Source organism: Nocardioides sp. BE266 (genome assembly GCF_031457855.1).
Taxonomy (GTDB): domain Bacteria; phylum Actinomycetota; class Actinomycetes; order Propionibacteriales; family Nocardioidaceae; genus Nocardioides.
Window position 1 is genome coordinate 1 of sequence record NZ_JAURTI010000014.1, and the last position, 22468, is coordinate 22468.

26 protein-coding genes, 1 tRNA gene and 1 riboswitch are annotated in these 22468 nt (G+C 72.1%); of the genes, 19 read left to right on the plus strand and 8 right to left on the minus strand.

Annotated features, from left to right (window positions below):
• Positions 1-180: 180 nt before the first annotated feature.
• The gene (locus tag J2X46_RS23600; RefSeq protein WP_310254930.1) at positions 181-708 is read right to left on the minus strand and encodes a hypothetical protein; all 528 of its coding nucleotides are present in this window, start codon (positions 706-708) and stop codon (positions 181-183) included.
• A gap of 126 nt (positions 709-834) precedes the next feature.
• Positions 835-920, minus strand: a tRNA-Leu gene (locus J2X46_RS23605).
• Between the two features lie 80 nt (positions 921-1000).
• Between J2X46_RS23605 and J2X46_RS23610 the strand changes: the two genes are divergently transcribed.
• From J2X46_RS23610 to ribH, 6 genes are all read left to right on the plus strand, one after another.
• A complete protein-coding gene (locus tag J2X46_RS23610; RefSeq protein WP_310254932.1) occupies positions 1001-2344 on the plus strand; it encodes a M20/M25/M40 family metallo-hydrolase in 1344 nt (447 codons plus the stop codon).
• A gap of 98 nt (positions 2345-2442) precedes the next feature.
• A riboswitch (FMN riboswitch) is annotated at positions 2443-2572 on the plus strand.
• Positions 2573-2657: 85 nt separating this feature from the next.
• Positions 2658-3704, plus strand: coding sequence for a bifunctional diaminohydroxyphosphoribosylaminopyrimidine deaminase/5-amino-6-(5-phosphoribosylamino)uracil reductase RibD (gene ribD / locus J2X46_RS23615; protein WP_310254934.1), 1047 nt, complete (start codon positions 2658-2660; stop codon positions 3702-3704).
• Positions 3705-4328 carry a riboflavin synthase gene (locus J2X46_RS23620; RefSeq protein ID WP_310254935.1) on the plus strand — a complete coding sequence of 208 codons (624 nt, stop codon included), beginning with the start codon at positions 3705-3707 and terminating at the stop codon, positions 4326-4328.
• Positions 4328-5020: a nicotinamide riboside transporter PnuC gene (gene pnuC / locus J2X46_RS23625; protein WP_310254937.1), complete on the plus strand. Its 693-nt coding sequence runs from the start codon at positions 4328-4330 to the stop codon at positions 5018-5020. The genes J2X46_RS23620 and pnuC overlap by 1 nt, the downstream gene beginning before the upstream one ends.
• 71 nt (positions 5021-5091) lie before the next feature.
• A complete protein-coding gene (locus tag J2X46_RS23630) occupies positions 5092-6336 on the plus strand; it encodes a bifunctional 3,4-dihydroxy-2-butanone-4-phosphate synthase/GTP cyclohydrolase II (RefSeq protein ID WP_310254939.1) in 1245 nt (414 codons plus the stop codon).
• Positions 6333-6806 (plus strand): 6,7-dimethyl-8-ribityllumazine synthase, encoded by a 474-nt coding sequence (gene ribH / locus J2X46_RS23635; RefSeq protein ID WP_310254941.1) that lies wholly within the window; start codon positions 6333-6335, stop codon positions 6804-6806. The genes J2X46_RS23630 and ribH overlap by 4 nt, the downstream gene beginning before the upstream one ends.
• Here ribH and J2X46_RS23640 read toward each other — a convergent pair.
• Positions 6803-7381, minus strand: coding sequence for a GNAT family protein (locus tag J2X46_RS23640; protein WP_310254943.1), 579 nt, complete (start codon positions 7379-7381; stop codon positions 6803-6805). The two genes, ribH and J2X46_RS23640, sit on opposite strands and share 4 nt — an antisense overlap.
• An 80-nt stretch (positions 7382-7461) precedes the next feature.
• On the opposite strand from J2X46_RS23640, the gene J2X46_RS23645 reads away from it, so the two are divergent.
• From J2X46_RS23645 to J2X46_RS23655, 3 genes are read left to right on the plus strand one after another with little or no spacing between them, the layout of a single operon-like run.
• On the plus strand, positions 7462-7725 hold the full coding sequence (locus J2X46_RS23645) for a phosphoribosyl-ATP diphosphatase (RefSeq protein ID WP_172274997.1): 264 nt from the start codon (positions 7462-7464) through the stop codon (positions 7723-7725).
• A gap of 7 nt (positions 7726-7732) precedes the next feature.
• Positions 7733-8578, plus strand: coding sequence for an ATP phosphoribosyltransferase (gene hisG, locus J2X46_RS23650; RefSeq protein ID WP_310254946.1), 846 nt, complete (start codon positions 7733-7735; stop codon positions 8576-8578).
• A complete protein-coding gene (locus tag J2X46_RS23655; protein ID WP_310254948.1) occupies positions 8562-9026 on the plus strand; it encodes a PH domain-containing protein in 465 nt (154 codons plus the stop codon). The genes hisG and J2X46_RS23655 overlap by 17 nt, the downstream gene beginning before the upstream one ends.
• Before the next feature lie 10 nt (positions 9027-9036).
• Here J2X46_RS23655 and J2X46_RS23660 read toward each other — a convergent pair whose 3' ends face one another.
• The 4 genes from J2X46_RS23660 to J2X46_RS23675 form a co-directional block, all read right to left on the minus strand.
• Entirely contained in the window at positions 9037-9942 is a 906-nt protein-coding gene (locus J2X46_RS23660; RefSeq protein ID WP_310254949.1) for an aldose 1-epimerase family protein, read from the minus strand.
• A gap of 86 nt (positions 9943-10028) precedes the next feature.
• Positions 10029-10583, minus strand: coding sequence for a 4-amino-4-deoxy-L-arabinose transferase (locus J2X46_RS23665; protein WP_310254951.1), 555 nt, complete (start codon positions 10581-10583; stop codon positions 10029-10031).
• The gene (locus tag J2X46_RS23670; RefSeq protein WP_310254953.1) at positions 10573-11790 is read right to left on the minus strand and encodes an amino acid deaminase/aldolase; all 1218 of its coding nucleotides are present in this window, start codon (positions 11788-11790) and stop codon (positions 10573-10575) included. The genes J2X46_RS23665 and J2X46_RS23670 overlap by 11 nt, the downstream gene beginning before the upstream one ends.
• Positions 11787-12230: a hypothetical protein gene (locus tag J2X46_RS23675; protein ID WP_310254955.1), complete on the minus strand. Its 444-nt coding sequence runs from the start codon at positions 12228-12230 to the stop codon at positions 11787-11789. The genes J2X46_RS23670 and J2X46_RS23675 overlap by 4 nt, the downstream gene beginning before the upstream one ends.
• A 47-nt stretch (positions 12231-12277) precedes the next feature.
• Between J2X46_RS23675 and J2X46_RS23680 the strand changes: the two genes are divergently transcribed.
• The 5 genes from J2X46_RS23680 to J2X46_RS23700 all read left to right on the plus strand — a co-directional run bounded on the left by J2X46_RS23680 (position 12278) and on the right by J2X46_RS23700 (position 15410).
• Positions 12278-12814 carry an SseB family protein gene (locus J2X46_RS23680; protein ID WP_310254957.1) on the plus strand — a complete coding sequence of 179 codons (537 nt, stop codon included), beginning with the start codon at positions 12278-12280 and terminating at the stop codon, positions 12812-12814.
• A 253-nt stretch (positions 12815-13067) separates the two neighbouring features.
• Positions 13068-13802: a translation initiation factor IF-3 gene (gene infC / locus J2X46_RS23685; protein ID WP_310254959.1), complete on the plus strand. Its 735-nt coding sequence runs from the start codon at positions 13068-13070 to the stop codon at positions 13800-13802.
• Positions 13803-13896: 94 nt separating this feature from the next.
• A complete protein-coding gene (locus tag J2X46_RS23690; RefSeq protein ID WP_310254961.1) occupies positions 13897-14109 on the plus strand; it encodes a bL35 family ribosomal protein in 213 nt (70 codons plus the stop codon).
• A 77-nt stretch (positions 14110-14186) separates the two neighbouring features.
• Positions 14187-14573: a 50S ribosomal protein L20 gene (gene rplT, locus J2X46_RS23695; protein ID WP_201935762.1), complete on the plus strand. Its 387-nt coding sequence runs from the start codon at positions 14187-14189 to the stop codon at positions 14571-14573.
• A 60-nt stretch (positions 14574-14633) separates the two neighbouring features.
• Entirely contained in the window at positions 14634-15410 is a 777-nt protein-coding gene (locus tag J2X46_RS23700) for an RNA methyltransferase (protein WP_310254964.1), read from the plus strand.
• 3 nt (positions 15411-15413) lie between these two features.
• Here J2X46_RS23700 and J2X46_RS23705 read toward each other — a convergent pair whose 3' ends face one another.
• Positions 15414-16388 (minus strand): WYL domain-containing protein, encoded by a 975-nt coding sequence (locus J2X46_RS23705; protein WP_310254966.1) that lies wholly within the window; start codon positions 16386-16388, stop codon positions 15414-15416.
• A 78-nt stretch (positions 16389-16466) separates the two neighbouring features.
• On the opposite strand from J2X46_RS23705, the gene J2X46_RS23710 reads away from it, so the two are divergent.
• From J2X46_RS23710 to J2X46_RS23730, 5 genes are all read left to right on the plus strand, one after another.
• The gene (locus J2X46_RS23710; RefSeq protein ID WP_310254968.1) at positions 16467-17621 is read left to right on the plus strand and encodes an epoxide hydrolase; all 1155 of its coding nucleotides are present in this window, start codon (positions 16467-16469) and stop codon (positions 17619-17621) included.
• Positions 17618-17881 (plus strand): DUF4031 domain-containing protein, encoded by a 264-nt coding sequence (locus J2X46_RS23715; protein ID WP_310254970.1) that lies wholly within the window; start codon positions 17618-17620, stop codon positions 17879-17881. Before J2X46_RS23710 ends, J2X46_RS23715 begins: the two co-directional genes overlap by 4 nt.
• A 10-nt stretch (positions 17882-17891) precedes the next feature.
• Positions 17892-18971 (plus strand): PAS domain-containing sensor histidine kinase, encoded by a 1080-nt coding sequence (locus J2X46_RS23720; RefSeq protein WP_310254972.1) that lies wholly within the window; start codon positions 17892-17894, stop codon positions 18969-18971.
• Positions 18972-19052: 81 nt separating this feature from the next.
• Entirely contained in the window at positions 19053-19760 is a 708-nt protein-coding gene (locus J2X46_RS23725; protein ID WP_310254973.1) for a response regulator transcription factor, read from the plus strand.
• The gene (locus tag J2X46_RS23730) at positions 19757-22387 is read left to right on the plus strand and encodes a DUF4153 domain-containing protein (protein ID WP_310254975.1); all 2631 of its coding nucleotides are present in this window, start codon (positions 19757-19759) and stop codon (positions 22385-22387) included. The genes J2X46_RS23725 and J2X46_RS23730 overlap by 4 nt, the downstream gene beginning before the upstream one ends.
• The last annotated feature ends 81 nt before the right edge of the window (positions 22388-22468 follow it).

The window sequence follows — 22468 nt, forward strand, 5'->3', positions numbered from 1 at the left end:
GTGCGTGCACATCGAGCCCGACACTCGTACGCTCAGAAATCACCGGGGCCTCCTATGCCTGTGGATAGGTCGAGCAGGCCACTCCTGCCCGACAAGCCACGTACATGCATGTGAGAGGCCCCGGCCCGCAACCCCCTCACCCCGAGGCGGTCACGTCATACCGTCTGATCCCTCGGCCGATCAGGAGTGGCTCGCGAGCCAGGAGCTGTACGACACGAGCTCCTGGCCCGCGAAGCACTTCCCGTCCGGGACGATGGCGACCGGGACGTCGTACCGCCCGAGCAGGCGGCAGCTGTAGGGCTCCTGCGTGCCCAGGCGCACGGGCGTGCGCCAGGCGCCGTCGGTGCGGACCGCGATCTGGATCCAGCCGCCGGCCGGGCAGGGCGCGAAGTTGCCCATGTCGCTGATCAACGCGTAGCCGTCGGAGCGCCACTTCTTCACGATCATCGTCGCGGCAGTCCGGCACTTCGGACGCGGGTCGTTGTCCTGCCAGAGGCGGGTCAGCCGCTGCTCGACGAAGTCCTGGAAGGCGGGCGAGGTCTTCGAGATGCGGTCGAGGTGGTCGAGCGTCACGGTGGCCCCGAAGCCCTTGTAGGTGACCGTGCGCACCGACTCGGCGGCAGGTGCGGCGTGCGCCGACGTCGCGGGGGCGATGAGGGTCAGAGCGGCCAGCAGGCCGGAGGCGAGGACGGACGCGGTACGTCGCATGAGTGGCTCCCGAAAACTGAGTGCGGCCTCGAGTCGGCCGGTCGTAGTAGTGACGCAGCCGGGTCCGTGGAGGTTGCACGGAGATGCAGAAGAACCCCAGGCCGATGACCTGGGGTTCTTCGTCGGTGTCCGAGGGGGGACTTGAACCCCCACGCCCTAATACGGGCACTAGCACCTCAAGCTAGCGCGTCTGCCAATTCCGCCACCCGGACGAGTGCTGGAGAACAGTAGCAAAGCAGTTCGGCACCGCCGAATCGGGGCTGGTGCTTGCTCGTGGGGCAGGATGGACAGCATGGAACAGGCGCCCGGACAGAGCCCAGACGACCGCTCGCAGGACCGCTCCTACGACCCCGCGGCAGAGGTCGTCGAGCTGTGCCAGGAGCTCATCCGGCACGACACCTCGAACTACGGCAACGACGACGGACCGGGGGAGCGGAAGGCGGCCGAGTACGTCGCCACGCTGCTCGACGAGGTCGGGATCGAGGCCCAGGTCATCGAGGGCCGGGCCGGCCGGGCCAACGTCGTCGCGCGCTGGGGCGGAGGGGACGGGCGGGCTCCGCTGCTGCTGCACGGGCACCTCGACGTCGTACCTGCCGAGGCGTCGGACTGGCAGGTCGACCCGTTCGCCGGGGAGATCAAGGACGGCCAGGTCTGGGGCCGCGGCGCCGTCGACATGAAGGACTTCGACGCGATGCTGCTCAGCGTCGTGCGCGCCCGCGCGGGCGCCGACGCGGCGCCGGACCGCGAGGTGGTGCTCTGCTTCACCGCCGACGAGGAGGCGGGCGGCCACCACGGCGCCGGGGTCCTGGTCGACGAGCACGCGGACCTCTTCGCGGACTGCACCGAGGCCGTCGGCGAGGTCGGTGGCTTCTCCGCGACCGTCCGCGGCCGTCGGGTCTACCTGATCGAGGCAGCCGAGAAGGGCATGGCCTGGATGCGGCTGACCGCCCGCGGGCGCGCCGGTCACGGCTCGATGATCAACGACGACAACGCGGTCACCCGCCTCGCCGGCGCCGTCGCCCGGATCGGCGCGCACCAGTGGCCGGTCCGGCTGACGCCGACGATGGAGGTGCTGCTCGCGACGATCGGCGAGCTCGCCGGCACCCCGGCCACGCCGGACAACGCCGAGGCGCTGGTGGAGGAGTTCGGCGACGCCGCCCGGATGCTCGGAGCGGTCATCCGCAACACCGCCAACCCGACGATGCTGCAGGCGGGCTACAAGACCAACGTCATCCCCACCGACGCGCAGGCCACGGTCGACGGGCGCTTCCTGCCGGGCTACGAGGACGAGTTCTTCGCGACGCTCCGCGAGCTCGCCGGCGACGGCGTCGACTTCGCCTTCGAGTCCCACCAGCAGCCCTGGGAGACGCCGTACGACGGCGACCTCGTCGACGCCATGACCCGCAGCCTGCTCGCCGAGGACCCCGACGCGCTCGTCGCGCCCTACACGATGAGCGGCGGCACCGACGCCAAGCACTTCCGCAAGCTCGACATGCGCTCCTACGGCTTCGCGCCGCTGCGCCTGCCCGCCGACCTGGACTTCACCGCGCTCTTCCACGGCGTGGACGAGCGGGTCCCGGTCGACGCCCTCGAGTTCGGCGCCCGGGTCTTCGACCGCTTCCTCGACCAGGTCTAGGCGGGACCGGCCGCACCCTCGGAAGTGTTGCGCACGTCACCGCCGGACACCGGTGAGGGAATGTGCGCGGCTGTGGCACAGTTGCGTCCACGAAGAGCAAGCGTGCTCTGGGGGCGGTGAAATTCCGCACCGGCGGTCACAGTCCGCGACCCGACCACAGCCAGTGGCCGGTTGACCAGGTGAAATTCCTGGACCGACGGTCAAAGTCCGGATGAGAAGCGCACGCAGACGGCTTCGCGCCCTCCCTTCCGAGGAGGGGCGCGCGACGTCAACCCGCCCCCCACGAGTCCGCGTCGACGGACCGGAGGCGGAGATGACGACCAGCGAGGCAGAGCGCCAGGCGATGCAGCGCGCCCTCGAGCTCGCCGTCACGCCCGGCGTGCCCCTGGGCCCGAACCCGCGGGTGGGCTGCGTCCTGCTCGCCCCGGAAGGTACGACGATCGCCGAGGGCTTCCACCGCAGGGCCGGCGGCCCGCACGCCGAGGTCGTGGCGCTCACCGAGGCCGGCGAGGCAGCTCGCGGTGCCACCGCCGTCGTCACCCTCGAGCCGTGCAACCACACCGGCCGCACCGGTCCGTGCAGCGAGGCGCTCATCGCCGCCGGCGTTCGACGCGTCGTCTTCGCCCAGCCCGACACCAACCCCGTCGCGATCGGCGGCGCCGGCCGTCTGCGCGACGCCGGCGTGGAGGTCGAGGGGGGAGTGATGGTCGAGGAGGCGCGCACGATCAACCGCACCTGGACCTTCGCCATCGCCCACCAGCGCCCGTTCGTGACGTGGAAGTTCGCGACCACCCTCGACGGGCGCAGCGCCGCCGCCGACGGCACCAGCCGCTGGGTCTCCAGTCGGGCCGCCCGCCTCGACACCCACCGCCTGCGCGCGCTGTGCGACACCATGCTCGTCGGCACGAACACCGTCGCCGTCGACGACCCCGAGCTGACCGTCCGTGACGAGGTCGGCGACCCGCTGCCCCACCAGCCGCTGCGCGCGGTGATGGGCCTGCGTGACATCCCGCTCGGTCGACGGGTCTTCAACGACCGCGCCGAGACGATGCAGCTGCGCACCCGCGAGCCCGCCGAGGCCCTCGCGACCCTGTTCGCCCTCGACCGCCAGCACGTCTTCCTGGAGGGCGGCCCGACGCTCGCGCGCGCCTTCCTCGAGGCCGACCTGGTCGACGAGGTCGTCGCCTACGTCGCCCCGATGCTGCTCGGCGCGGGCACGAGCGCCGTCGCCGACCTGGGTATCTCGACCATCGCCGATGCCCTGCACCTGCACGTCACCGACGTCGCCGTGCTGCAGGGACACGACGGCGAGGACACCAACGTGCGCCTCACCATGAGCCGCCCATCGAGGAGGAGCTGAATGTTCACCGGAATCGTCGAGGAGCTCGGCACGATCGCCGAGGTCACCGACCAGGGCGACGCCATCCGGCTCACCGTCGAGGCATCCACCGTGCTCGAGGGCACCGGGCTGGGTGACTCGATCTCGGTCAACGGCTGCTGCCTGACCGTCTCCGAGCTGGGGGAGGGTCGCTGGACCGCCGACCTGATGCAGGAGACCCTCGACAAGACCTCGCTCGCGGGCGTCGCGCCGGGCGACCGGGTCAACCTGGAGCGCGCGGTCACCGTCGACAAGCGGCTCGGCGGCCACATCGTCCAGGGCCACGTCGACGGCGTCGGCGAGGTCATCTCCCGCTCGCCCAGCGAACACTGGGACGTCGTCGAGATCTCCCTGCCCGCCCACCTCGCGCGCTACCTCGTCGACAAGGGCTCGATCACCGTCGACGGCGTCAGCCTCACCGTCGTCGAGGCGCGCGACACCAGCTTCACCGTCAGCCTCATCCCCGAGACCCTCGCCCGTACGACGCTCGGCTCGCGCCGCGTCGGCGACCTGGTCAACCTCGAGGCCGACGTCATCGCCAAGCACGTCGAGAAGCTCCTCGGCGGCTACCTCCCCACCCCCACCCCGAACGACGAGGAAGACTGATGAACGACCTGCTCGAGTGGCTGGTGCACGGCACCATCCCCGTTCCCGGCGGCGCGCTCGGCGCCCGTGAGGTGATCGGCAACCTCTTCGGCCTCGCCAGCGCGATCCTCGGCATGAAGCGCCTGATGTGGGCGTGGCCGATCGGCCTGGTCGGCAACGTCCTGCTCTTCACGGTCTTCGCCACCGGCGAGCTCTCGGGCCACATCGACGAGCCGCTGTGGGGCCAGGCCGGCCGCCAGGTCTTCTTCGCCGTGGTGTCCGTCTACGGCTGGTGGCGCTGGTCGCAGGTCCGCAAGGCCGGTGGCGCCTCCGACGGCGGTGCGATCGCACCCCGCTGGGCGACCAACGCCGAGCGCCTGCAGCTGGTCGTGCTCGGCGTCGTCGGCTACGCCGCGGCCTACGTCGTCCTCACCCAGGTCCTCGGCTCCTGGGGCCCGACGACCGAGGCGTGGATCCTCGCCGGCTCGATGCTGGCGACCTACGGCATGGCGCGCGGCTGGGTGGAGTTCTGGCTGGTGTGGATCCTCGTCGACGTCGTCGGCGTGACAACGCTGGTGCAGGCGCACTACTACCCGACCGCCGGGATGTACCTCTTCTACGCGGTCTTCGTGGTCATCGGCTTCGTCGTCTGGCTGCGCGACGCCCGCACGGTCGTCGACGCCACCGAGACGAAGGAGGTCGTCGCAGCATGAACGACACCCCACGACCTTCTTCTCCTCCGCTGCGCTCCCCCGAACAAGCTCGCGGGGGCCCCAAGAGCAGCGTGCGACTGGACCCCGTCGAGCGGGCGATCGAGGACATCGCGGCCGGCAAGGCCGTAGTGGTCGTCGACGACGAGGACCGCGAGAACGAGGGCGACATCATCTTCGCGGCCGCCAAGGCGACCCCGGAGCTGATGGCCTTCACCATCCGCCACTCCAGCGGCGTGATCTGCGTGCCGATGCCGGGCGACATGCTCGAGCGGCTCGAGATTCCACTGATGACCCCGCACAACAAGGACAAGCTGCGCACGGCCTACACGATCTCGGTCGACGCGCGTGACGGCGTCTCCACCGGCATCAGTGCCGCCGACCGCGCCCACACCGCGCGCACGCTGGCCGACTCGGCGACCGAGCCGTGGGAGCTGACCCGGCCCGGGCACGTCTTCCCGCTGCGCTACCGCGACGGCGGCGTGCTGGTGCGCCGTGGGCACACCGAGGCGGCCGTCGACCTGGCCAAGCTGGCCGGGCTGACCCCGGCCGGCGTGCTGGTCGAGGTGGTCAACGACGACGGCACCATGAAGCGGGCGCCCGAGCTCCGCGAGTTCGCTGACGAGCACGGCCTGGCGATGATCTCGATCGAGGACCTCGTCCGCTACCGCCGTCGCCACGAGCGCCACGTCGAGCGGGTGGCCGAGACCCGGCTGCCCACCCGCCACGGGGAGTTCACCGCCTACGGCTACCGCATCACCATCGACGACAGCGAGCACGTCGCGCTGGCCTACGGCGACATCTCCGGCGACGCCCCGGTCCTGACCCGCGTGCACAGCGAGTGCCTGACCGGCGACGTCTTCGGCAGCGAGCGCTGCGACTGCGGGCCCCAGCTCGACGAGGCGCTCCGCGCGATCGTCGCCGAGGGCAGGGGAGTGGTGGTCTACCTCCGCGGCCACGAGGGCCGTGGCATCGGCCTGGTCGCCAAGCTGCAGGCCTACCAGCTCCAGGACGGCGGTCGCGACACGGTCGACGCCAACCTCGACCTCGGCCTGCCGGCCGACGCCCGCCACTACGGCACGGCCACCCAGGTGCTCCGCGACCTCGGCATCTCCTCGGTGCGCCTGATGACCAACAACCCCGACAAGACCTCCAGCCTGGAGGACTTCGGCATCCACGTCACCGAGCGCGTGCCGCTGACACCCCACCCCAACGACCACAACCTCGCCTACCTCGAGACCAAGCGCGACCGGATGGGCCACGACCTGCCCGACCTCGCCCTCGACCACCAGTCGGAGCACGAAGGAGACGAATCATGAGCGGCGCAGGAGCACCCACCTCGCAGCCCTTCGACGCGAGCGGCCTCAAGGTCGCCGTCGTCGCGGCGAGCTGGCACACCCAGGTCATGGACGGCCTCGTCGCGGGCGCCCAGCGCGCGCTGGCGGCGTACGGCATCGCGGAGGCGGAGGTGATCCGGGTGCCGGGCACCTTCGAGCTGCCCGTCGTCGCCGCGGCCCTCGCCCGGCAGGGGTACGACGCCGTGGTGGCGCTCGGCGTGGTGATCCGGGGCGGCACCCCGCACTTCGACTACGTCTGCTCGGCCGCGACCGACGGCCTGACGCAGGTGAGCGTCGACCACGCGATCCCGGTCGGCTTCGGCGTGCTCACGTGCGACACCGAGCAGCAGGCGCTCGACCGTGCCGGCCTCGAGGGCTCGGCGGAGGACAAGGGCTGGGAGGCCACCGCGGCCGCGCTCGACACCGCACGTGTGGTGCGGGCGATCGGCTAGGTGCGCCACTCCTCGGCCAGCAGTGCGTAGGTGAGGCCGTCGTACCACCGACCGTCGCGGTGCAGCGCGTCCTTGACGGTGTGCGCCTCGCGCCGCATGCCGAGGCGCTCCATGAGCCGCCATGAGGGCTCGTTGACCGCGAAGCACTCCGCGTGGACCCGGCGCAGCCCGAGCCCGTCGAACACGAAGGAGAGCAGGTCCCGGACCGCCTCCGTGGCGTAGCCCCGGCCTTCGTGCTCGGGCGCCAGGCACCACCCGATCTCGGCGGACACGTCCTTGGCCTGGTCGCGCACCTCGGTCTGGGACCACGCGTTCTCGGTCTTGAGATAGAGGTCGCCGATGAGCTCGTCGCCCAGCAGGACGGTCGCCGTGTACGGCCGTCGCTTGTCGAACGCCGCCAGCCACGACTCCAGGTCCGGCGGCTGCCACGTCATCCAGCGCGCGACCTCGGGCAGCGAGCGGTAGGCGAACATCGCCTCGGCGTCCGCGTCGACCGCGGGACGCAGGGTGAGCCGCTCGGTGGTGCGTGGCCAGCTGGCGCGGTCCCAGTGGGGCACCCCGGTGAGCTCGTCCATGCGGCCAGTGTTCCTGCCCGATGGATCGGACCCCGGACCGGGGCAGGTCGACGAGCCCGGACCGCCTACGCTTGCTGCTCGTGAAGACGTTCGAGGACCTGTGGGCGGAGCTGTCCACCAAGGCCGCGGAGCGCCCCGAGGGGTCCGGCACCGTCCAGCAGCTCGACGCCGGCGTGCATGCCATCGGCAAGAAGCTGCTGGAGGAGGCCGCCGAGTCCTGGATGGCCGCCGAGCACGAGGGCAAGGAGGCGACGGCGCTGGAGATCAGCCAGCTGCTCTACCACGCCCAGGTGCTCATGCTCGCCTCCGGACTGACCCTCGACGACGTCTACGCCCACCTGTGAGCCACCCATGACCTTGCGCATCGCCGTCCCCAACAAGGGGTCGCTGTCCCAGTCCGCCACCGACATCCTCCGCGAGTCCGGCTACCGCCAGCGATCCGACTCCAAGGAGCTCGCGCTCGTCGACGCCGAGAACGACGTCGAGTTCTTCTACCTCCGCCCGCGCGACATCGCGCTCTACGTCGGCGAGGGCACCCTCGACGTCGGCATCACCGGCCGCGACCTGCTCCTCGACTCCGGAGCCAAGGCCGACGAGGTGATGAGCCTGGGCTTCGGCCGCTCGCGCTTCCACTTCGCCGGTCCCACTGGCCGCTACTCGTCGCTGGAGGACCTCGCGGGCCTGCGCATCGCGACGTCGTACGTCGGCGTGGTGGAGGACCACCTCTTCCGCAACGGTGTCGACGCCACCGTCACCCGCCTCGACGGTGCGGTCGAGACCAGCATCCAGCTCGGCGTGGCCGACGTGATCGCCGACGTCGTCGAGACCGGTTCGACGCTGCGGGCGGCCGGCCTGGCCACCTTCGGCGAGGTGATCCTCGAATCCGAGGCGGTGCTGATCACCCGCGGCGGCAACGTGCCCGACGACTTCGAGATCTTCCGGCGCCGGCTCGAGGGCGTCCTGGTCGCGCGCAGCTACGTGATGATGGACTACGACATCGAGGAGTCGAACCTCGCCGGGGCGACCGATCTCGCCCCCGGCCGCGAGGGCCCGACGATCTCGCCGCTGGGCAAGCCCGGCTGGGTCGCCGTCCGCGTCATGGTGCCCCGCTCGGGCGCCCAGCGCCTGATGGACGACCTCTACTCGATCGGGGCGCGCGCCATCCTGCTCACGGACATCCATGCCTGCCGGCTCTGACCGCTCGCTGCCCTCGCTGCCGCACACGTGGCGTCCCCTCGGCGTCCGCATCGCGGTCGTCGGGTTCGGGCTGACGCTCGTGGTCGTCTGTGCGGCCGCGTGGTTCGGCTTCGACGACTCGATCCGCGAGCGGTTCAGCCTGCTCCAGCGCGGGACCGTGCTGCTCTTCGGCGCCGGTGCGGCTGCGTGCGGCTGGGCACTGGCCCGGGCCCGGGTGACCGCCGAGCCCGACGGTCTGGTCGTCGTCAACGGGTTCCGGACCCGTCGGCTGGCGTGGGAGGAGGTCCTCGCCGTCCACCTCACCGAGGGCGCGCCGTGGGCGACGCTCGACCTGGCCGACGGCACCACTATGTCCGCGATGGCCTTCCAGGGGTCCGACGGACGACGTGCGATCGACGGCGTGCGCGCCGTGCGTGCGCTGCTCGACCGGGAGCCCCGCGAGCGCTAGGAGCGCGACGTCAGAGGGCGTGGATGCCCCACGAGACCGACAGCTCGTCGCCCGGCTGACCCGCCGGGGCGAGGACGACCACGCCCGTCCCGGAGTTGAAGGCGTCGGCCGGTGCCGTCATCGGTTCGACCGCGATGCCGGGGCGCGGCCCGTCGCTGGGCGGGGTGAAGACCTGGAGCCAGCCGTGCTTCTCGTCGACCCAGAGCGCCACCCCGCGCGAGGTCGCCGGGTCGACGAGCGTGGTGGTGGCGCGCCCGTCCACGTGGGTGAGTGCCCCGAACCCCGTGTCGAGGTCGACGTCGCCGATGCGTCGCGGCGAGGTGAAGTCGTAGTCGCCCGACACCGCCTCGGTCCCGGTCGGGAGCAGCCGGTCGTCGACCAGGATGCGCTCGTGCGCGGGCAGGTGCAGCTCGAGGTCCTCGATCGCGTCGCCCACGCAGAGGTACGGGTGCGCCCCGCTGGCGTACGGCGCCGGCTCGGGCGCCAGGTTGGTCGCCGTCTGGGTCACGACCAGCCCCTCGGCGCTGAGGTCGTAGAGCACGTGCAGGTCGACCGCCCACGGGTAGCCGGACTGCGCCATCACCCGGTAGACGAGCGACACCGAGGTCGGCGTGTGCTCCTCGACGGTCCACGCCGCCCAGCGGGCCAGGCCGTGCGAGGCGTTGTGGTGGCCGGGGTCGGTCAGCCCGAGCTGGAGGTCGCGACCCTCGAAGGAGTAGCGCCCGTCGCGGATCCGGTTCGGCCACGGCATCAGCAGCTGGCCGCGGCACTGCGAGGACATCTCGTCCTCGCCGAACCCATCGACCAGGTCGCGGCCGTGGTGGCTGAGCCGGCGCAGGGCCGCCCCGCTCTCGGTGACGACGGCGGCGTAGCCGGCCGCTGCGATCTCGTACTGCTCACCGCTGGGAAGGACCATGACGGTCACCCTAGGTGCGACCCGCGCCCCGTCATGGGCATCACCACGCGCGATCTCACGGAGGAGGACGCCGACGCCGTCGACGCTCAGTCCGTCGTCACCACGACGTCGGCGTGCCGACGAGTGCCGAGTCGCTCGAAGAGCTCGTCCTCGTCGATCCGCCACTGCTCCCAGTGGTGGCGCATCTGCTCGCCGTCGCGCTCGATGCCGCGCGCCAGCCGGAGCGACGACTCGGCCTCGACCCAGACCAGGCAGCCGACGAGGTCGGCGACCGCGGGCGACCAGCAGCCGACGCCCTCCAGCACGAGCAGGCCGCCCGGCGTGACCGGGTGCGACTCCGCCCAGTCGCCGGCGAGCCAGTCCCAGCGGGTCCAGTGGCCGACCTCGCCCCGGGCCAGGGGAGCGAGCAACGCCTCGACGGTCGCAGCCAGGCCGGGCAGGCCGCGCCAGCCCTGGAGCAGCTCGTCGCAGTGCACCACCTGCGTCCCCGGTACGACGTCGGCCAGCGCGTCGGCCAGCGTGGTCTTGCCGGACCCGGCAGGTCCGTCGACGCAGACCAGCCGGCCCGGCCCGAGGCTCGGGGGCGCGGCCAGCACCTGCTGGGCGACCTCGGCGGCGACCTGGGCGGGGTCAGAAGGCACGGTCGCAGCCGCGGTAGGACGGCACCACGTCGGTGACCGTCTCGCCGCGGACCAGGTGGACGTCGCGCACGTGCTCGAAGAGCTCGCCGGACTTCGCGTGCCGGAACCACACCAGGTCGCCGATCGCCAGCAGCGCGGCAGGGTGGCCGGTCAGCGGGGTCTGGACCTCGCCGGCGCCCTCGAGCCCGGTGAGGTGCAGGCCGGGCGGCGCCCAGGGGATCGGGGACCGGTCCTCGCCGGTGGCGCCGCTGGCGATGAGGCCGCCGCCGTGGACGGTCGCCATCGTCGGGGTCGGCTTGCGCGTGACGCGCAGCCCGAAGAAGGCGGCCGGGCGCGGCACGAACGACGCGTAGTGGTCGAAGATGCCGGGCACGAGCAGGCCGGAGCCGGCGGCGATCTCGGTGACCGCGCCGTCGGCGGCCGTGGCCTCGACCGACCCGGACCCGCCGCCGTTCCAGAACTCCAGCTCGGCCACCTCGCCCAGCGCGTCGGCGATCTCGCGGCGGCGCACCTCGAGCTGCGCCATCGAGGCCTGCTTGAGGCGTCGTACGAGCAGGGACTTGGTGCGCTGGTCGGGCACGTCGTCCTGCACGCCGGCGACCTGGCCCTCGTAGGTCATCACGCCGACGAGCCGGAAGCCGTCGCGCTCCACGACCTTGCGGGCCATCGCGACCACGTCGCCGGTGTCGAAGAGCGGTGAGCGCTTGGGGCCGATGTGCTGGCCGCCGAGGCGCAGGCCCGCGTCGAGGTCGAGGGCGATCCGCACGGGGACCGCACGCGAGGCACGGGTGGAGTCGACCAGGTCGAGGTGTGCGGGGTCGTCGACCATCAGCGTGATCGCGGCGGCCGCGGAGGGGGAGGCGGTGAGGCGGGCCAGGGCCGCGAGGTCCACGGTCGGGTAGGCGACCACGATGTCGTCGCTGACCCCGGTCTCGTGGAGCCACAGCGCCTCGGCCAGCGTGAAGGCGAGGACGCCGGCGAACCCGTCGTGCGCCAGTGCGCGCTCGATGAGCGCGGGGACGCGGAGCGACTTGGAGGCCACCCGGACCGGCTTGCTTCCGGCGCGGCGGACGAGGTCGTCGGCGTTGGCGTCGAAGGCGTCGAGGTCGACCACCGCGATCGGGGTGGCCGGCGGCTCGGGCAGCGCGTCGATCGCGGCGTTGAACCGCGACCACAGCCGGTTGCGGTCGACGAAGTGGTCGCTCACTCGATGCCCCGCTTCCGCAGCATCGCCTCGATGTCGGCCATGTCGTCGTCGATCGGGGACCCACCGGGCTGCTTCGCCGAGGTCGGCGGGAGCTCCTGGCGACCCTTGGTCGCGGTGCCCTTGCCGGACTGGGCCCGCCCGAGCTGGCGGTCGCGGATGAGGCCGCTGACGACCCAGAGCACGAAGGCGAGCCCGGCGAGCCCGACCCCGGCCCACGTGCGGATGTCGAAGACCAGGCCGGTGGCCCAGTCGGTCACCGACCCCGCGATCTCGACCACCATCTCGAGCGTGCCGGTGAGCCAGGCGGCCGCCGGCAGGAGCGTGAAGCCCATCGCGCGCAGGCCGTTGGCGGCACCCCGGCGGCGGAACGCGATCCACGTCCAGATGGCACCGGCGACGGTGAGTGCGGCGGTCAGGGCGGCCCAGGTAGTCGCTTCCACGGGCCCAGAGTCCCACAGCGGTCCATGCCTGCCCGACAATGGTGGACGTGCAGCACGACGAGTCCCACGGACATGAAGCGCCCCTGGAGCGGACCATCCCCGACCCGGGGTTCGCCGACGACACGGGGGCCGTCGACCCTCTCCTCGCGGGGGTGCTCGTCGAGCACGCCGCCGGCACGGCGTCGTCGGGGCGCGTGCTCGCCGCGCTCCAGGACGCCCGCCTACTGGTGCCCGTGGTGGCGATCCTCGGCGAGGTCGAGCTCGACGAGCAGGGCCTGGCCCACGACAAGTCCTCCGACATGGCGGCGGTGCTCGTGCAGGCTGCCGACGGCAGCTCGGGGCTCCTCGCCTTCACCTCGACCGAGACCATGGCACGCTGGGACCCGCAGGCCCGTCCGGTGCCCGTGACGGCCGCGACGGCGGCCACCGCGGCGGTCCAGGACGGTGCGGAGGCGCTGCTCGTCGACCTCGCCGGTCCGGCGTCGTACGTCGTCGACGGGGAGGACCTCACCCGGCTGGCCGCCGGCTGGCGCCTGGTCGCGCTGGGGGAGGGGCACGGCTGGATTGGGCCGTCGGGGGAATGATCGGCTAACCTTCCGTGTTGACCGATCAGTGACGCCACAGCTACACGGCGACACCGATCCCGCCAAGCGGAGGCACGCAGCACCCGTCTCCCACCCGCACCGATCGCCCAGCACCACAGATCGTCGGGTCCCGGTCCCAGTGACACACCCGTCGAGAGGCAGGTGTGGACAGAGGTCTTCCCGAGAGGGGAGACGTGTTCTGACTGGCTCCCGCTTGGCACACAGCGGGAGCCATCGTTCATTTCCGGGGCTAGTGACCGGCCAGGGCGGGGGGGCTCCCACCCACCGAACCACTGGAGGACCCATCAGCACCGAGCTGCGCATCAACGAGCGGATCCGCGTACCCGAGGTCCGGCTCGTCGGACCCAACGGCGAGACCGTTGGGATCGTGCCGACCGACCAGGCACTCAAGCTGGCCCAGGAGGCCGACCTCGACCTCGTCGAGATCGCTCCCCAGGGACGCCCCCCGGTCTGCAAGCTCATGGACTACGGCAAGTTCAAGTACGAGAACGCCCAGAAGGCGCGCGAGGCTCGCCGCAACCAGACGAACGTGATCATCAAGGAGATGAAGCTTCGTCCCAAGATCGACCAGCACGACTACGAGACCAAGAAGGGTCACGTCGTGCGGTTCCTCGGCGCGGGCGACAAGGTCAAGATCACGATCATGTTCCGCGGCCGTGAGCAGCACCGCCCCGAGCTGGGATTCCGCCTGCTGCAGAAGCTGGCCGAGGACGTCCAGGAGCTGGGCTTCGTCGAGTCCGCGCCCAAGCAGGACGGCCGCAACATGATCATGGTGCTCGGCCCGCACAAGAAGAAGGCCGACGCCAAGATCGACGCCGAGGCAGCCCGCGCCAGCAAGGAGCAGGCGCGTGCCGACCGGAAGGCCGAGGAGGACGCCGAGCGCGAGGCGGCCCACGCCGCCGGACCGGTGGCCCAGAAGAAGGAGCGTCGCCGCTCCGAGAACCTGGACGCCGACATCGACGTCTGAGAGCAAGGCATGAGCGAAGCGAAGGCCTCGCTCGAGCATGTCGCGGCGGAGCCGTGACAACCACAGGACCACGCAAGTAGTACGAGGAGACAACATGCCGAAGAACAAGACCCACTCGGGCGCGAAGAAGCGCTTCAAGGTGACCGGCTCGGGCAAGATCCAGCGCCTGCAGGCCGGCCGGAAGTCCGGCGCTGCGTTCGCGTCCGCCCCGACCACGGGCAGCCGCAAGAAGCACCGCCGCAACGCCGGCATGGTCGAGCTCGAGAAGAGCGACGTCGCGCGCGCCAAGAAGATGCTCGGCATCTGAGGCTCGTCCACCACACATCCCCCTGGTGGCCCAGCCGCCTTCCCACCTGATTTTCGCCAGCATCAAGGAGTAACCCCATGGCACGCGTCAAGCGCGCAGTGAACGCCCAGAAGAAGCGTCGTACCACCCTCGACCGCGCGAGCGGCTACCGCGGCCAGCGCTCGCGGCTCTACCGCAAGGCCAAGGAGCAGGTCACCCACTCGCTGGTCTACAGCTACAACGACCGCCGCAAGAACAAGGGCAACTTCCGCAAGCTGTGGATCCAGCGCATCAACGCCGCTGCCCGCGCGAACGGCATGACCTACAACCGCTTCATCCAGGGTCTCGGCCTGGCCGGCATCGAGGTCGACCGCAAGATCCTCGCCGAGCTCGCCGTCAACGACGCGCCGGCCTTCGCCGCGCTCGTCGAGGCCGCCAAGGCCGCGCTGCCCGAGGACGTCAACGCGCCCAAGGTCTCCGCCTGATCCCTCCCGCTGGTTGAGCAGCGAGCGCCAGCGAGCGTGTCGAAACCAAGGGAGTCACACATGGAGCCTCTGACCACTGGCAACAGCCGCGTCAAGGAGGCTCGCAAGTTGAGCCGCCGCTCGGTCCGCACCGAGCGGCGGCTCTTCCTCGCTGACGGCCCGAAAGCCGTCGAGGGAGCACTCTCGGTCGACGGCTGCGTGGTGGAGGTCTTCGCGACCCCCCACGCCGCCGAGCAGTACGCCGACCTGCTCGGCGCTGCGGCCGTGACGCTGGTCGACGACCGGGCGCTGGCGTCGCTGTCCGACTCCGTGTCGCCCGCCGGCCTGGTCGCCGTGTGCCGTCCTCTGGACGCACCGCTGGCGCACGTCGTGGCCGCCTCGCCGCGACTGCTGGCCATCTGCGCCGACGTGCGCGACCCCGGCAACGCCGGCACGGTCATCCGGACCGCCGACGCCGCCGGGGCCGACGCCGTCGTGCTCGCCGGCCAGTCGGTCGACGCCTACAACGCCAAGACCGTGCGGGCGAGCGTCGGCAGCCTGTTCCACCTGCCGCTGGCCCTCGAGCCCGACCCCGCCGCCGCGGTGCGCGCCGCCCAGGACCGCGGCCTGATGGTGCTCGCCGCCGACGGGGCCGGCGAGGTCGACCTGTTCGACGCCGACCTGTCCGGGCCGACCGCCTGGCTGTTCGGCAACGAAGCATGGGGCCTGCCCGACGAGCTCGCGGCCCTGGCCGACCACCGGGTCGCCATCCCGATCCACGGGCGCGCCGAGAGCCTCAACCTCTCCACCGCGGCCGCGGTCTGCCTCTACGCCAGCGCCCGCGCCCAGCGCGCCTGACGCTCACCCGGCCGGCACCGCGGCGGCGTACCTCCGGGCGAGGGTGCGCAGGTGTGCCACCAGCTCCGGCGGTTCCGTGACGCGGAAGTCGAGGCCGAGCATCCCGATCCAGACCGCGACCATCTCGACGCTGTCGGCGCCGGTGACGAGCACGCAGTGGTCGTCGTCGACCGTCTCGACGACGCCCACGGTGGGGTTGATCCGCCGAAGCACCTCCTCGGCCTGTGCGTCGACGGCGATCCGGCAGTGCACGTTCCAGCCGGAGAACGCGACGTCGCGCAGCACGAACGCGGCGTAGTCACCGCCGTCCATGGGCTCGGGCGTGAACCGCCCGGCGCCGGGGGTGCGGACCTCCATCCAGTCCGCGCGCAGCGCCCGCCACGTCCCCTCGGGTCGGGTGCGCACCACGACGTACCAGCGCTGCTGCCAGCTCACCAGGCGGTAGGGGTCGGCCTCGACCCGCTCCTCGACGTCGGCCGACGGTCGGTAGAACAGCCGCAGGCCCTCGTGGTCGCGGACAGCGGTGGCCAGGTCCGCCAGCAGTGCCACGTCGACCGGCGGTGCCTCGACGTTGGTCGCGGTGTCTGCCGGTCCGACGTCGGTGCTGTCGCTCAGCGCGCGCACGCGCCGCCAGAGCCGGTCGGGCAGCACGTGCTGGAGCTTGGCGAGCGCGAGTGCGCCCGCCTCCTCGATGCCGCGCACGGCCGAGACGCTGCCGAGCCCGACGGCGACCGCCACGGCCTCATCGGCCTCGAGCAGCAGGGGAGGGAGCCGGCCGTGGTCCCCGAACCGGTAGCCACCGGCCGCGCCACGCACGGCCTCGACCGGGTAGCCGAGCTCCCGGAGGCGCTCGACGTCCTTGCGGACAGTTCGCTCGCCGACGCCGAGCAGCGACGCTAGCTCGGGCCCGGTCGCCGTGGCGCGGGCCTGGAGGTGGCCGAGCAGGGCGATCAGGCGGGACGAGGTCTGGAGCGACATGGACCCTCCGAGAAGAAGTCTGACGGGGCGTGATCAATCAGGGCCGAACCGTGCCGGATTCGTTCCTACCGTACTTCCATGACCACTCACCAGAACCCCAGCGACCTGACCTTCCGCCCCTTCACGATCTCGGTCCCGCAGGACGCGATCGACGACCTCCACGCCCGCCTGGCCAACGCCCGCTACGCCGCAGAGCCGGCCGACTCCGCCGGCACCGACGACTGGTCCGCCGGCACCCCGGTGTGGTACCTGCGCGAGATGGTGGAGCACTGGAAGGACGGCTTCGACTGGCGCGCCCAGGAGGAGCGGATGAACGCCTACCCCCAGCTCCTCACCGAGATCGACGGCCAGACGATCCACGTCGTCCACGTCCGCTCCGCCAACGAGGACGCGACGCCGCTGCTGCTCCTGCACACCTACCCCGGCTCCTTCGTCGACTTCCTCGACGTGATCCCGTACCTCACCGACGACTTCCACCTCGTCATCCCGAGCATCCCGGGCGTCGGCTTCAGCCAGCCGCTGACCGACGGCGCGTGGGACTCGCGGCGCAACGCCCTCGCGTGGGACCGGCTGATGCGCGGCCTCGGCTACGAGTCCTACGGCGCCCACGGCTCCGACAACGGTGCGATCGTGGCGCGCGAGCTCGCGATGCTGGCACCCGAGGGCTTCCTCGGCGCGCACGTCCTCCAGCTGTTCTCCTTCCCCTCCGGCGACCCGGCGGAGTTCGAGAAGATGACGCAGGCCGACTACGCCGCGCTGGAGTTCGCCGGGTGGTTCCAGACCGTCAACGGCTACGCCACGATGAACGCCTCGCGTCCGCGCACGATCGCGGGCCGCACTGAGCGACTCGCCCGTCGGCCAGCTGGCCTACAACGAGCTCTTCGAGAGCTTCGGCAACGGCACCGCGCGAGTGACCCGCGACCAGGTGCTCACCCAGGTCAGCCTCTACTGGCTCACCAACAGCAGCGGCGGTGCGGTGCAGGCCTACCGCGCCGAGCAGGCGGTCGAGCCACAGGTCAACCACGGCCGGATCGGCGTCGCGGTCTTCGCCGACGACTTCCGCACCATGCGGCCCTTCGCGGAGCGCGACAACACCGACATCGTGTCGTGGACCGAGCACGCCGAGGGTGGCCACTTCGCCTCGATGGAGGTCCCCGAGGAGCTCGCTGGGGCGATCCGCGGCTTCTACCGCTGATCCGGGGCGGGGGAGCGGCTAGCCTCCCCAGACAATGATCCTCATCGATCCACCTGCCGTGGCGAGGTGGGACCGGCTCTGGTCCCACCTCGCCAGCGACACGTCGTACGACGAGGCGCACGCGTTCGCGGAGGCGCACGGCATCCCCGCCCGCGGCTGGGACCGCGACCACTACGACGTCCCCTCGGAGTGGTACGACGCCATGGTCGAGGCCGGCGCGGTGCCCGTCACGTCGCGCGAGCTGGTGGTGGCCCTGCGCGCCGCGGGCCTGCGCCGCCCGAAGCCGTTGCGCGACTAGGGTTGCCGACGTGTCCGAGGAGTTCAGTCGCCGGGTCGACAGCACCCCCAGCCGGCTGCGGTCGCTCGCGGACTACTACCCCGACGGGATCCTCGGCGCCACCCGCGAGGGCGTCATCACCCTCCTGAACGCGCAAGGCGCCGCGCTGCTCGGCGTCGACTCGCACGAGGCCCTGGGCCTGCCGCTGGACGAGGTGCTCCGGCTGCTCGACCAGGACGGGCGCACGTGGCTCGGGGTGAACCGCCCGTTCGACAGCATCTCGATCGTGCGCGGCATGCCCGAGCAGTCGTGGCTCAACGCCTCGGGCGAGGAGGTGCTCACCACCGCGACGCTGGTGCGCGACGGCCACCTCGGCCGGGTGGCCGGCATCGCGGTAGGGCTGCGCAGCGGCCGCGGCCGAGCCCTGCTCGACCGGGAGCGCTCCGACCTCGTCGCCACCGTCGCCCACGAGCTCCGCTCGCCGCTGACCGGGGTGAAGGGCTTCGTCCAGGCGCTGCTCAACCGCTGGGACAAGCTCACCGACGACCAGCGCAAGCTGATGCTCGAGACCGTCAACGCCGACGCCGACCGGCTCGCGCGCCTGATCGCCGAGCTCCTCGACGTCGCCCGGATCGACACCGGCCGGCTCCAGCTCTACCCGCGCGAGTCGTCCGCCGAGATGCTGGTGGGCCGCGTCGTCAGCTCGATCGAGGCGGGCACAGCCCGTGAGATCACCCTCGAGGTCGAGGACGGACTGCCCGAGGTCTTCGCCGACCCCGACAAGTTCACCCAGGTCGTCACCAACCTCGTGGAGAACGCGATCCGTCACGGCCAGGGCCAGGTCTCGGTCAGCCTCGCCGCGCGCCCCGAGCTGCCCGGCGTACGGATCACGGTGGACGACGAGGGCGACGGCATCCCGGTCGAGATGCGCCGCCGCGTCTTCACGAAGTTCTGGACGACCGGCGAGTCCGGAGGCAGCGGCCTCGGCATGTACATCGTCGGTGGGCTCTCGCGCGCCCATGGAGGCCGGGTCACCATCGAGGACGCCCCCGGCGGCGGCGCCCGCGTGATGGTCGACTGGCCGAGCGAGGACCTGCGCCCCGAGGTCTGAGCTCCGACGTCGGCCCGACCTCCACACAACCTTCACGAGTCGTCCCCGCCTCCTGACCGCCCTGGCTCCTAACCTCGTGCCATGACGTCTGGGACATCCCGCACGGCCCTGGTGGTGGAGGACGAGCGCACCATCAACGACGCGCTCGCGCAGCGGCTGCGCGCCGAGGGTTACGTCGTCGAGCAGGCCTTCGACGGGCCGACCGCCGTCGAGCTGGCCACTTCCGTGCGACCGGACGTGGTCCTCCTCGACGTGATGCTGCCCGGCTTCGACGGCCTCGAGGTGTGCCGCAGGATCCAGGCCGAGCGACCGGTGCCGGTGCTGATGCTGACCGCCCGCGACGACGAGGCCGACGTCCTGGTCGGCCTCGGCGTCGGCGCCGACGACTACCTCACCAAGCCGTTCTCGATGCGCGAGGTCGTCGCCCGCGTCTCCGCGCTCCTGCGCCGCGTCGAGCGGGCCGCCGCGCTCGCCGAGGAGCGCCCGGCCGCCGTCCGGGTGGGCGGGGTGAGCCTCGACCCCGGCACGCGCCGTACGACGGTCGCGGGGGACCCGGTCCACCTCACCCCGACCGAGTTCGACCTGCTGCTGTGCCTGGCGCGCGGGTCGGGCCAGGTGCTGACCCGCGAGCGGCTGCTGCGCGACGTCTGGGACTGGGGTGACGCGTGGGCGAGTGCTAGCGCGACCCGCACCGTCGACAGCCACGTCAAGGCGCTGCGCAGCAAGGTCGGGCCCGAGCGGATCCGCACCGTCCACGGCGTCGGCTACGCGCTCGAGGACCTGCCGTGAGCCAGACCCCGACCCCGACGCCGACCAGGCCCCTCGACGCCGTCACCAGTATCAAGGTGAAGCTCGGGCTGCTGGTCGCCGCATCCGTCGTCGTCGCCGCGCTGCTCACCCTGCTCGGCTCGGCCGCGCACGTGCAGCCGCTGCTCATCGTGCCCGTCACCGTGGCCCTCGCCCTCGGCGTGACCCAGCTGCTGGCCGCCGGGATGGTGGAGCCGCTGCGCCGGATGACCGACGTCTCGCGGGCGATGGCCCGCGGCGACTACTCCGGGCGGGTCCGCACGACTGCCACCGACGAGGTCGGCCAGCTCGCCGCCGCCTTCAACCGGATGGCAGAGGACCTCGCCACCGTCGACCGCGAGCGGCGCGACCTCATCGCCACCGTCTCCCACGAGCTGCGCACCCCGCTCACCGCGATGACCGCGCTCCTGGAGAACCTCGCCGACGGCGTGGTCCCCGCCGACTCCGAGCACCTCGGTGCCGCGCTCGACCAGGCCGAGCGCCTCGCCCGGCTCGTCGACGACCTGCTCCAGCTCTCCCGCCTCGAGGCCGGGGTCGTCGACCTCGACCGGCGTGACGTCGCCCTGCGGTCGCTGGTCGAGGAGTCGATCGCGCAGGTGACCTCGGGAGGCCGGCCGGGACGCTTCGACGTCGCGGTGCCCGAGCAGGTCGTCGTACGGGCCGACCCGGCGCGGCTGCAGCAGCTGCTCGTCAACGCCTTCGAGAACGCCGCCCGCCACGCGCCGCCCGGCAGCGAGGTCCGCGTGGTGGCCGACGCCGACGCGAGCGGTTGGTGGCTGGAGGTCAGCGACGACGGCGGGGGAGTCCCGCCCGCCGACCGTGAGCGCGTGTTCGAGCGCTTCGGCACCGACGGCGCCGGCGGCACCGGCCTCGGGCTCGCCGTCTCCCGCTGGGTCGCGCAGCTCCACGGCGGCACCCTGCGCTTCCTCGACCCACCGTCCGGCCGCGGCGCGCGCCTGCGCCTCGACGTACCCGCGAACCCGGTCGAGCCCGCGACCGGCGCCGCACCCGCACCCGTCCCTTCCCCAGACCCGGAGCCCACCATGACCACGACCGCACCGACCCAGCCACCGCTCCCGCCGATCCCGACCAGCAGCAAGCCGGGCATGGACGCCCTCTTCGGGCGGTTCTGGCCCGAGCGCGGCCTGCCGTCCGGGCTCCGTACGGTCGTCGCGGCGGCGGTCGCGGGGGTGGTCGCCGGGGTGGCGCTCTCGTTCCACGGCCCGGGCATCACGTGGAGCGTCGTCGCCATCGCCTGCGGCACCGCCGCCCTGCTGACGGCGCGTCGTCGCCGAGAGCCGTGGACCCTCGCCTGCGCCGGCCTCGCCCTGCTGCTCGTGCTGCCGATGACCCTGCTGGCGGCCGAGTGGCTGCAGGCGCTCTGCCTCCTCGCCGCCACCGCGGTGTTCCTCAGCGGCGTGACCGGCGCGCGCACGATGCCCGGCATCGTGCTCACCGGGATCTCCTGGCCACTCGCGTCGCTGCGCGGCCTGCCGTGGTTCGGCCGGTCGCTGCGCATCGCCGGCACCGGGTCGCGTACGCCGGCACTGGTGCGGACAGTTGCGTGGTCGCTGCTCGGCCTCGGCGTGTTCGGCACGATCTTCGCCAGCGCCAACCCGGTCTTCGGCTCCTGGGTCAACCAGCTGCTGCCCAACCTGTCCTTCAACGAGCTGGTCGGCCGCGCCTTCCTGGCCTGCTTCGTCTTCGCCGCGACCCTCGGCGCCGCCTACCTCGCGCTCAACCCGTCGCACGTCGAGGTCCTCGCCGACCGGCGGGCGACGCCGCTGGCCAACCGGTTCGAGTGGCTCGTGCCGGTGCTGGTCGTCGACGCCGTCTTCGTCGCCTTCATCGCGGCGCAGGCGCGCGCCCTCATCGGCGGCCGCGACTACATCGAGCAGTCCACGGGCCTCACCTACGCGGACTTCGTGCACAAGGGCTTCGGCCAGCTGACCCTCGCCACGGCGCTCACCGTGCTGGTGGTGTGGGTGGCCTCGCGCCGCGCCGGCAGCTCACGTGACGACCGGCGCTGGCTGTTCGCCTCGCTCGGCCTGCTGTGCGTGCTCACCCTGCTCGTCGTCGCCTCCGCGCTGCGGGGGATGAGCGTCTACCAGGACGCCTACGGCTTCACCACGCTCCGGCTCTTCGTCGACGTCTTCGAGGGCTGGCTCGGCTTCCTCGTGCTCGCGATCATGGTCGCGGGCGTCGCGGGCTGGGCGCGCTGGCTGCCGCGCGTCGCGCTGGCCTCCGGAGCCGTCGCTCTCATCGGTCTCGCTGCGATCAACCCCGACGCGTGGGTGGCGGGCCGCAACCTCGACCGGTACGACGCCACCCAGAAGCTCGACCTGCGCTACCTCCAGACGCTGTCCGCCGACGCCACACCGGTCATCGTCGACCGGCTGCCCGAGGACGTCGCGCGCTGCGTGCTGCAGACGCTGCCGTACAACTCGCTGAGCGACGAGACGCTCGACGACGCCCGTGCGTGGAACCTCGGCCGGTCGCGCGGCGCGGACGCGCTCGACGAGATCGGGCTGACCTCGGCGCCCCAGAGCGCGTCCTCCGCCGGCACGTACGACGAATGCGCTGGCGTGTGGAGCGCCTTCGGCGAGTAGAGTTCGGGTCGTGGACACGAGCATGCGATTTCTGCGCCCCGGACCTGGTCCGTCGGGCAGCTGACGTCACCGGGTCCGGGG

Excerpts from the sequence above, each read along its gene's own strand:
- J2X46_RS23600 (WP_310254930.1), bottom strand. The coding sequence starts at position 708 with ATGCGACGTACCGCGTCCGTCCTCGCCTCCGGCCTGCTGGCCGCTCTG.
- J2X46_RS23610 (WP_310254932.1), top strand. The coding sequence starts at position 1,001 with ATGGAACAGGCGCCCGGACAGAGCCCAGACGACCGCTCGCAGGACCGC.
- ribD (WP_310254934.1), top strand. The coding sequence starts at position 2,658 with ATGACGACCAGCGAGGCAGAGCGCCAGGCGATGCAGCGCGCCCTCGAG.
- J2X46_RS23620 (WP_310254935.1), top strand. The coding sequence starts at position 3,705 with ATGTTCACCGGAATCGTCGAGGAGCTCGGCACGATCGCCGAGGTCACC.
- pnuC (WP_310254937.1), top strand. The coding sequence starts at position 4,328 with ATGAACGACCTGCTCGAGTGGCTGGTGCACGGCACCATCCCCGTTCCC.
- ribH (WP_310254941.1), top strand. The coding sequence starts at position 6,333 with ATGAGCGGCGCAGGAGCACCCACCTCGCAGCCCTTCGACGCGAGCGGC.
- J2X46_RS23640 (WP_310254943.1), bottom strand. The coding sequence starts at position 7,381 with ATGGACGAGCTCACCGGGGTGCCCCACTGGGACCGCGCCAGCTGGCCA.
- hisG (WP_310254946.1), top strand. The coding sequence starts at position 7,733 with ATGACCTTGCGCATCGCCGTCCCCAACAAGGGGTCGCTGTCCCAGTCC.
- J2X46_RS23655 (WP_310254948.1), top strand. The coding sequence starts at position 8,562 with ATGCCTGCCGGCTCTGACCGCTCGCTGCCCTCGCTGCCGCACACGTGG.
- J2X46_RS23660 (WP_310254949.1), bottom strand. The coding sequence starts at position 9,942 with ATGGTCCTTCCCAGCGGTGAGCAGTACGAGATCGCAGCGGCCGGCTAC.
- J2X46_RS23690 (WP_310254961.1), top strand. The coding sequence starts at position 13,897 with ATGCCGAAGAACAAGACCCACTCGGGCGCGAAGAAGCGCTTCAAGGTG.
- rplT (WP_201935762.1), top strand. The coding sequence starts at position 14,187 with ATGGCACGCGTCAAGCGCGCAGTGAACGCCCAGAAGAAGCGTCGTACC.
- J2X46_RS23700 (WP_310254964.1), top strand. The coding sequence starts at position 14,634 with ATGGAGCCTCTGACCACTGGCAACAGCCGCGTCAAGGAGGCTCGCAAG.
- J2X46_RS23705 (WP_310254966.1), bottom strand. The coding sequence starts at position 16,388 with ATGTCGCTCCAGACCTCGTCCCGCCTGATCGCCCTGCTCGGCCACCTC.
- J2X46_RS23710 (WP_310254968.1), top strand. The coding sequence starts at position 16,467 with ATGACCACTCACCAGAACCCCAGCGACCTGACCTTCCGCCCCTTCACG.
- J2X46_RS23715 (WP_310254970.1), top strand. The coding sequence starts at position 17,618 with ATGATCCTCATCGATCCACCTGCCGTGGCGAGGTGGGACCGGCTCTGG.
- J2X46_RS23725 (WP_310254973.1), top strand. The coding sequence starts at position 19,053 with ATGACGTCTGGGACATCCCGCACGGCCCTGGTGGTGGAGGACGAGCGC.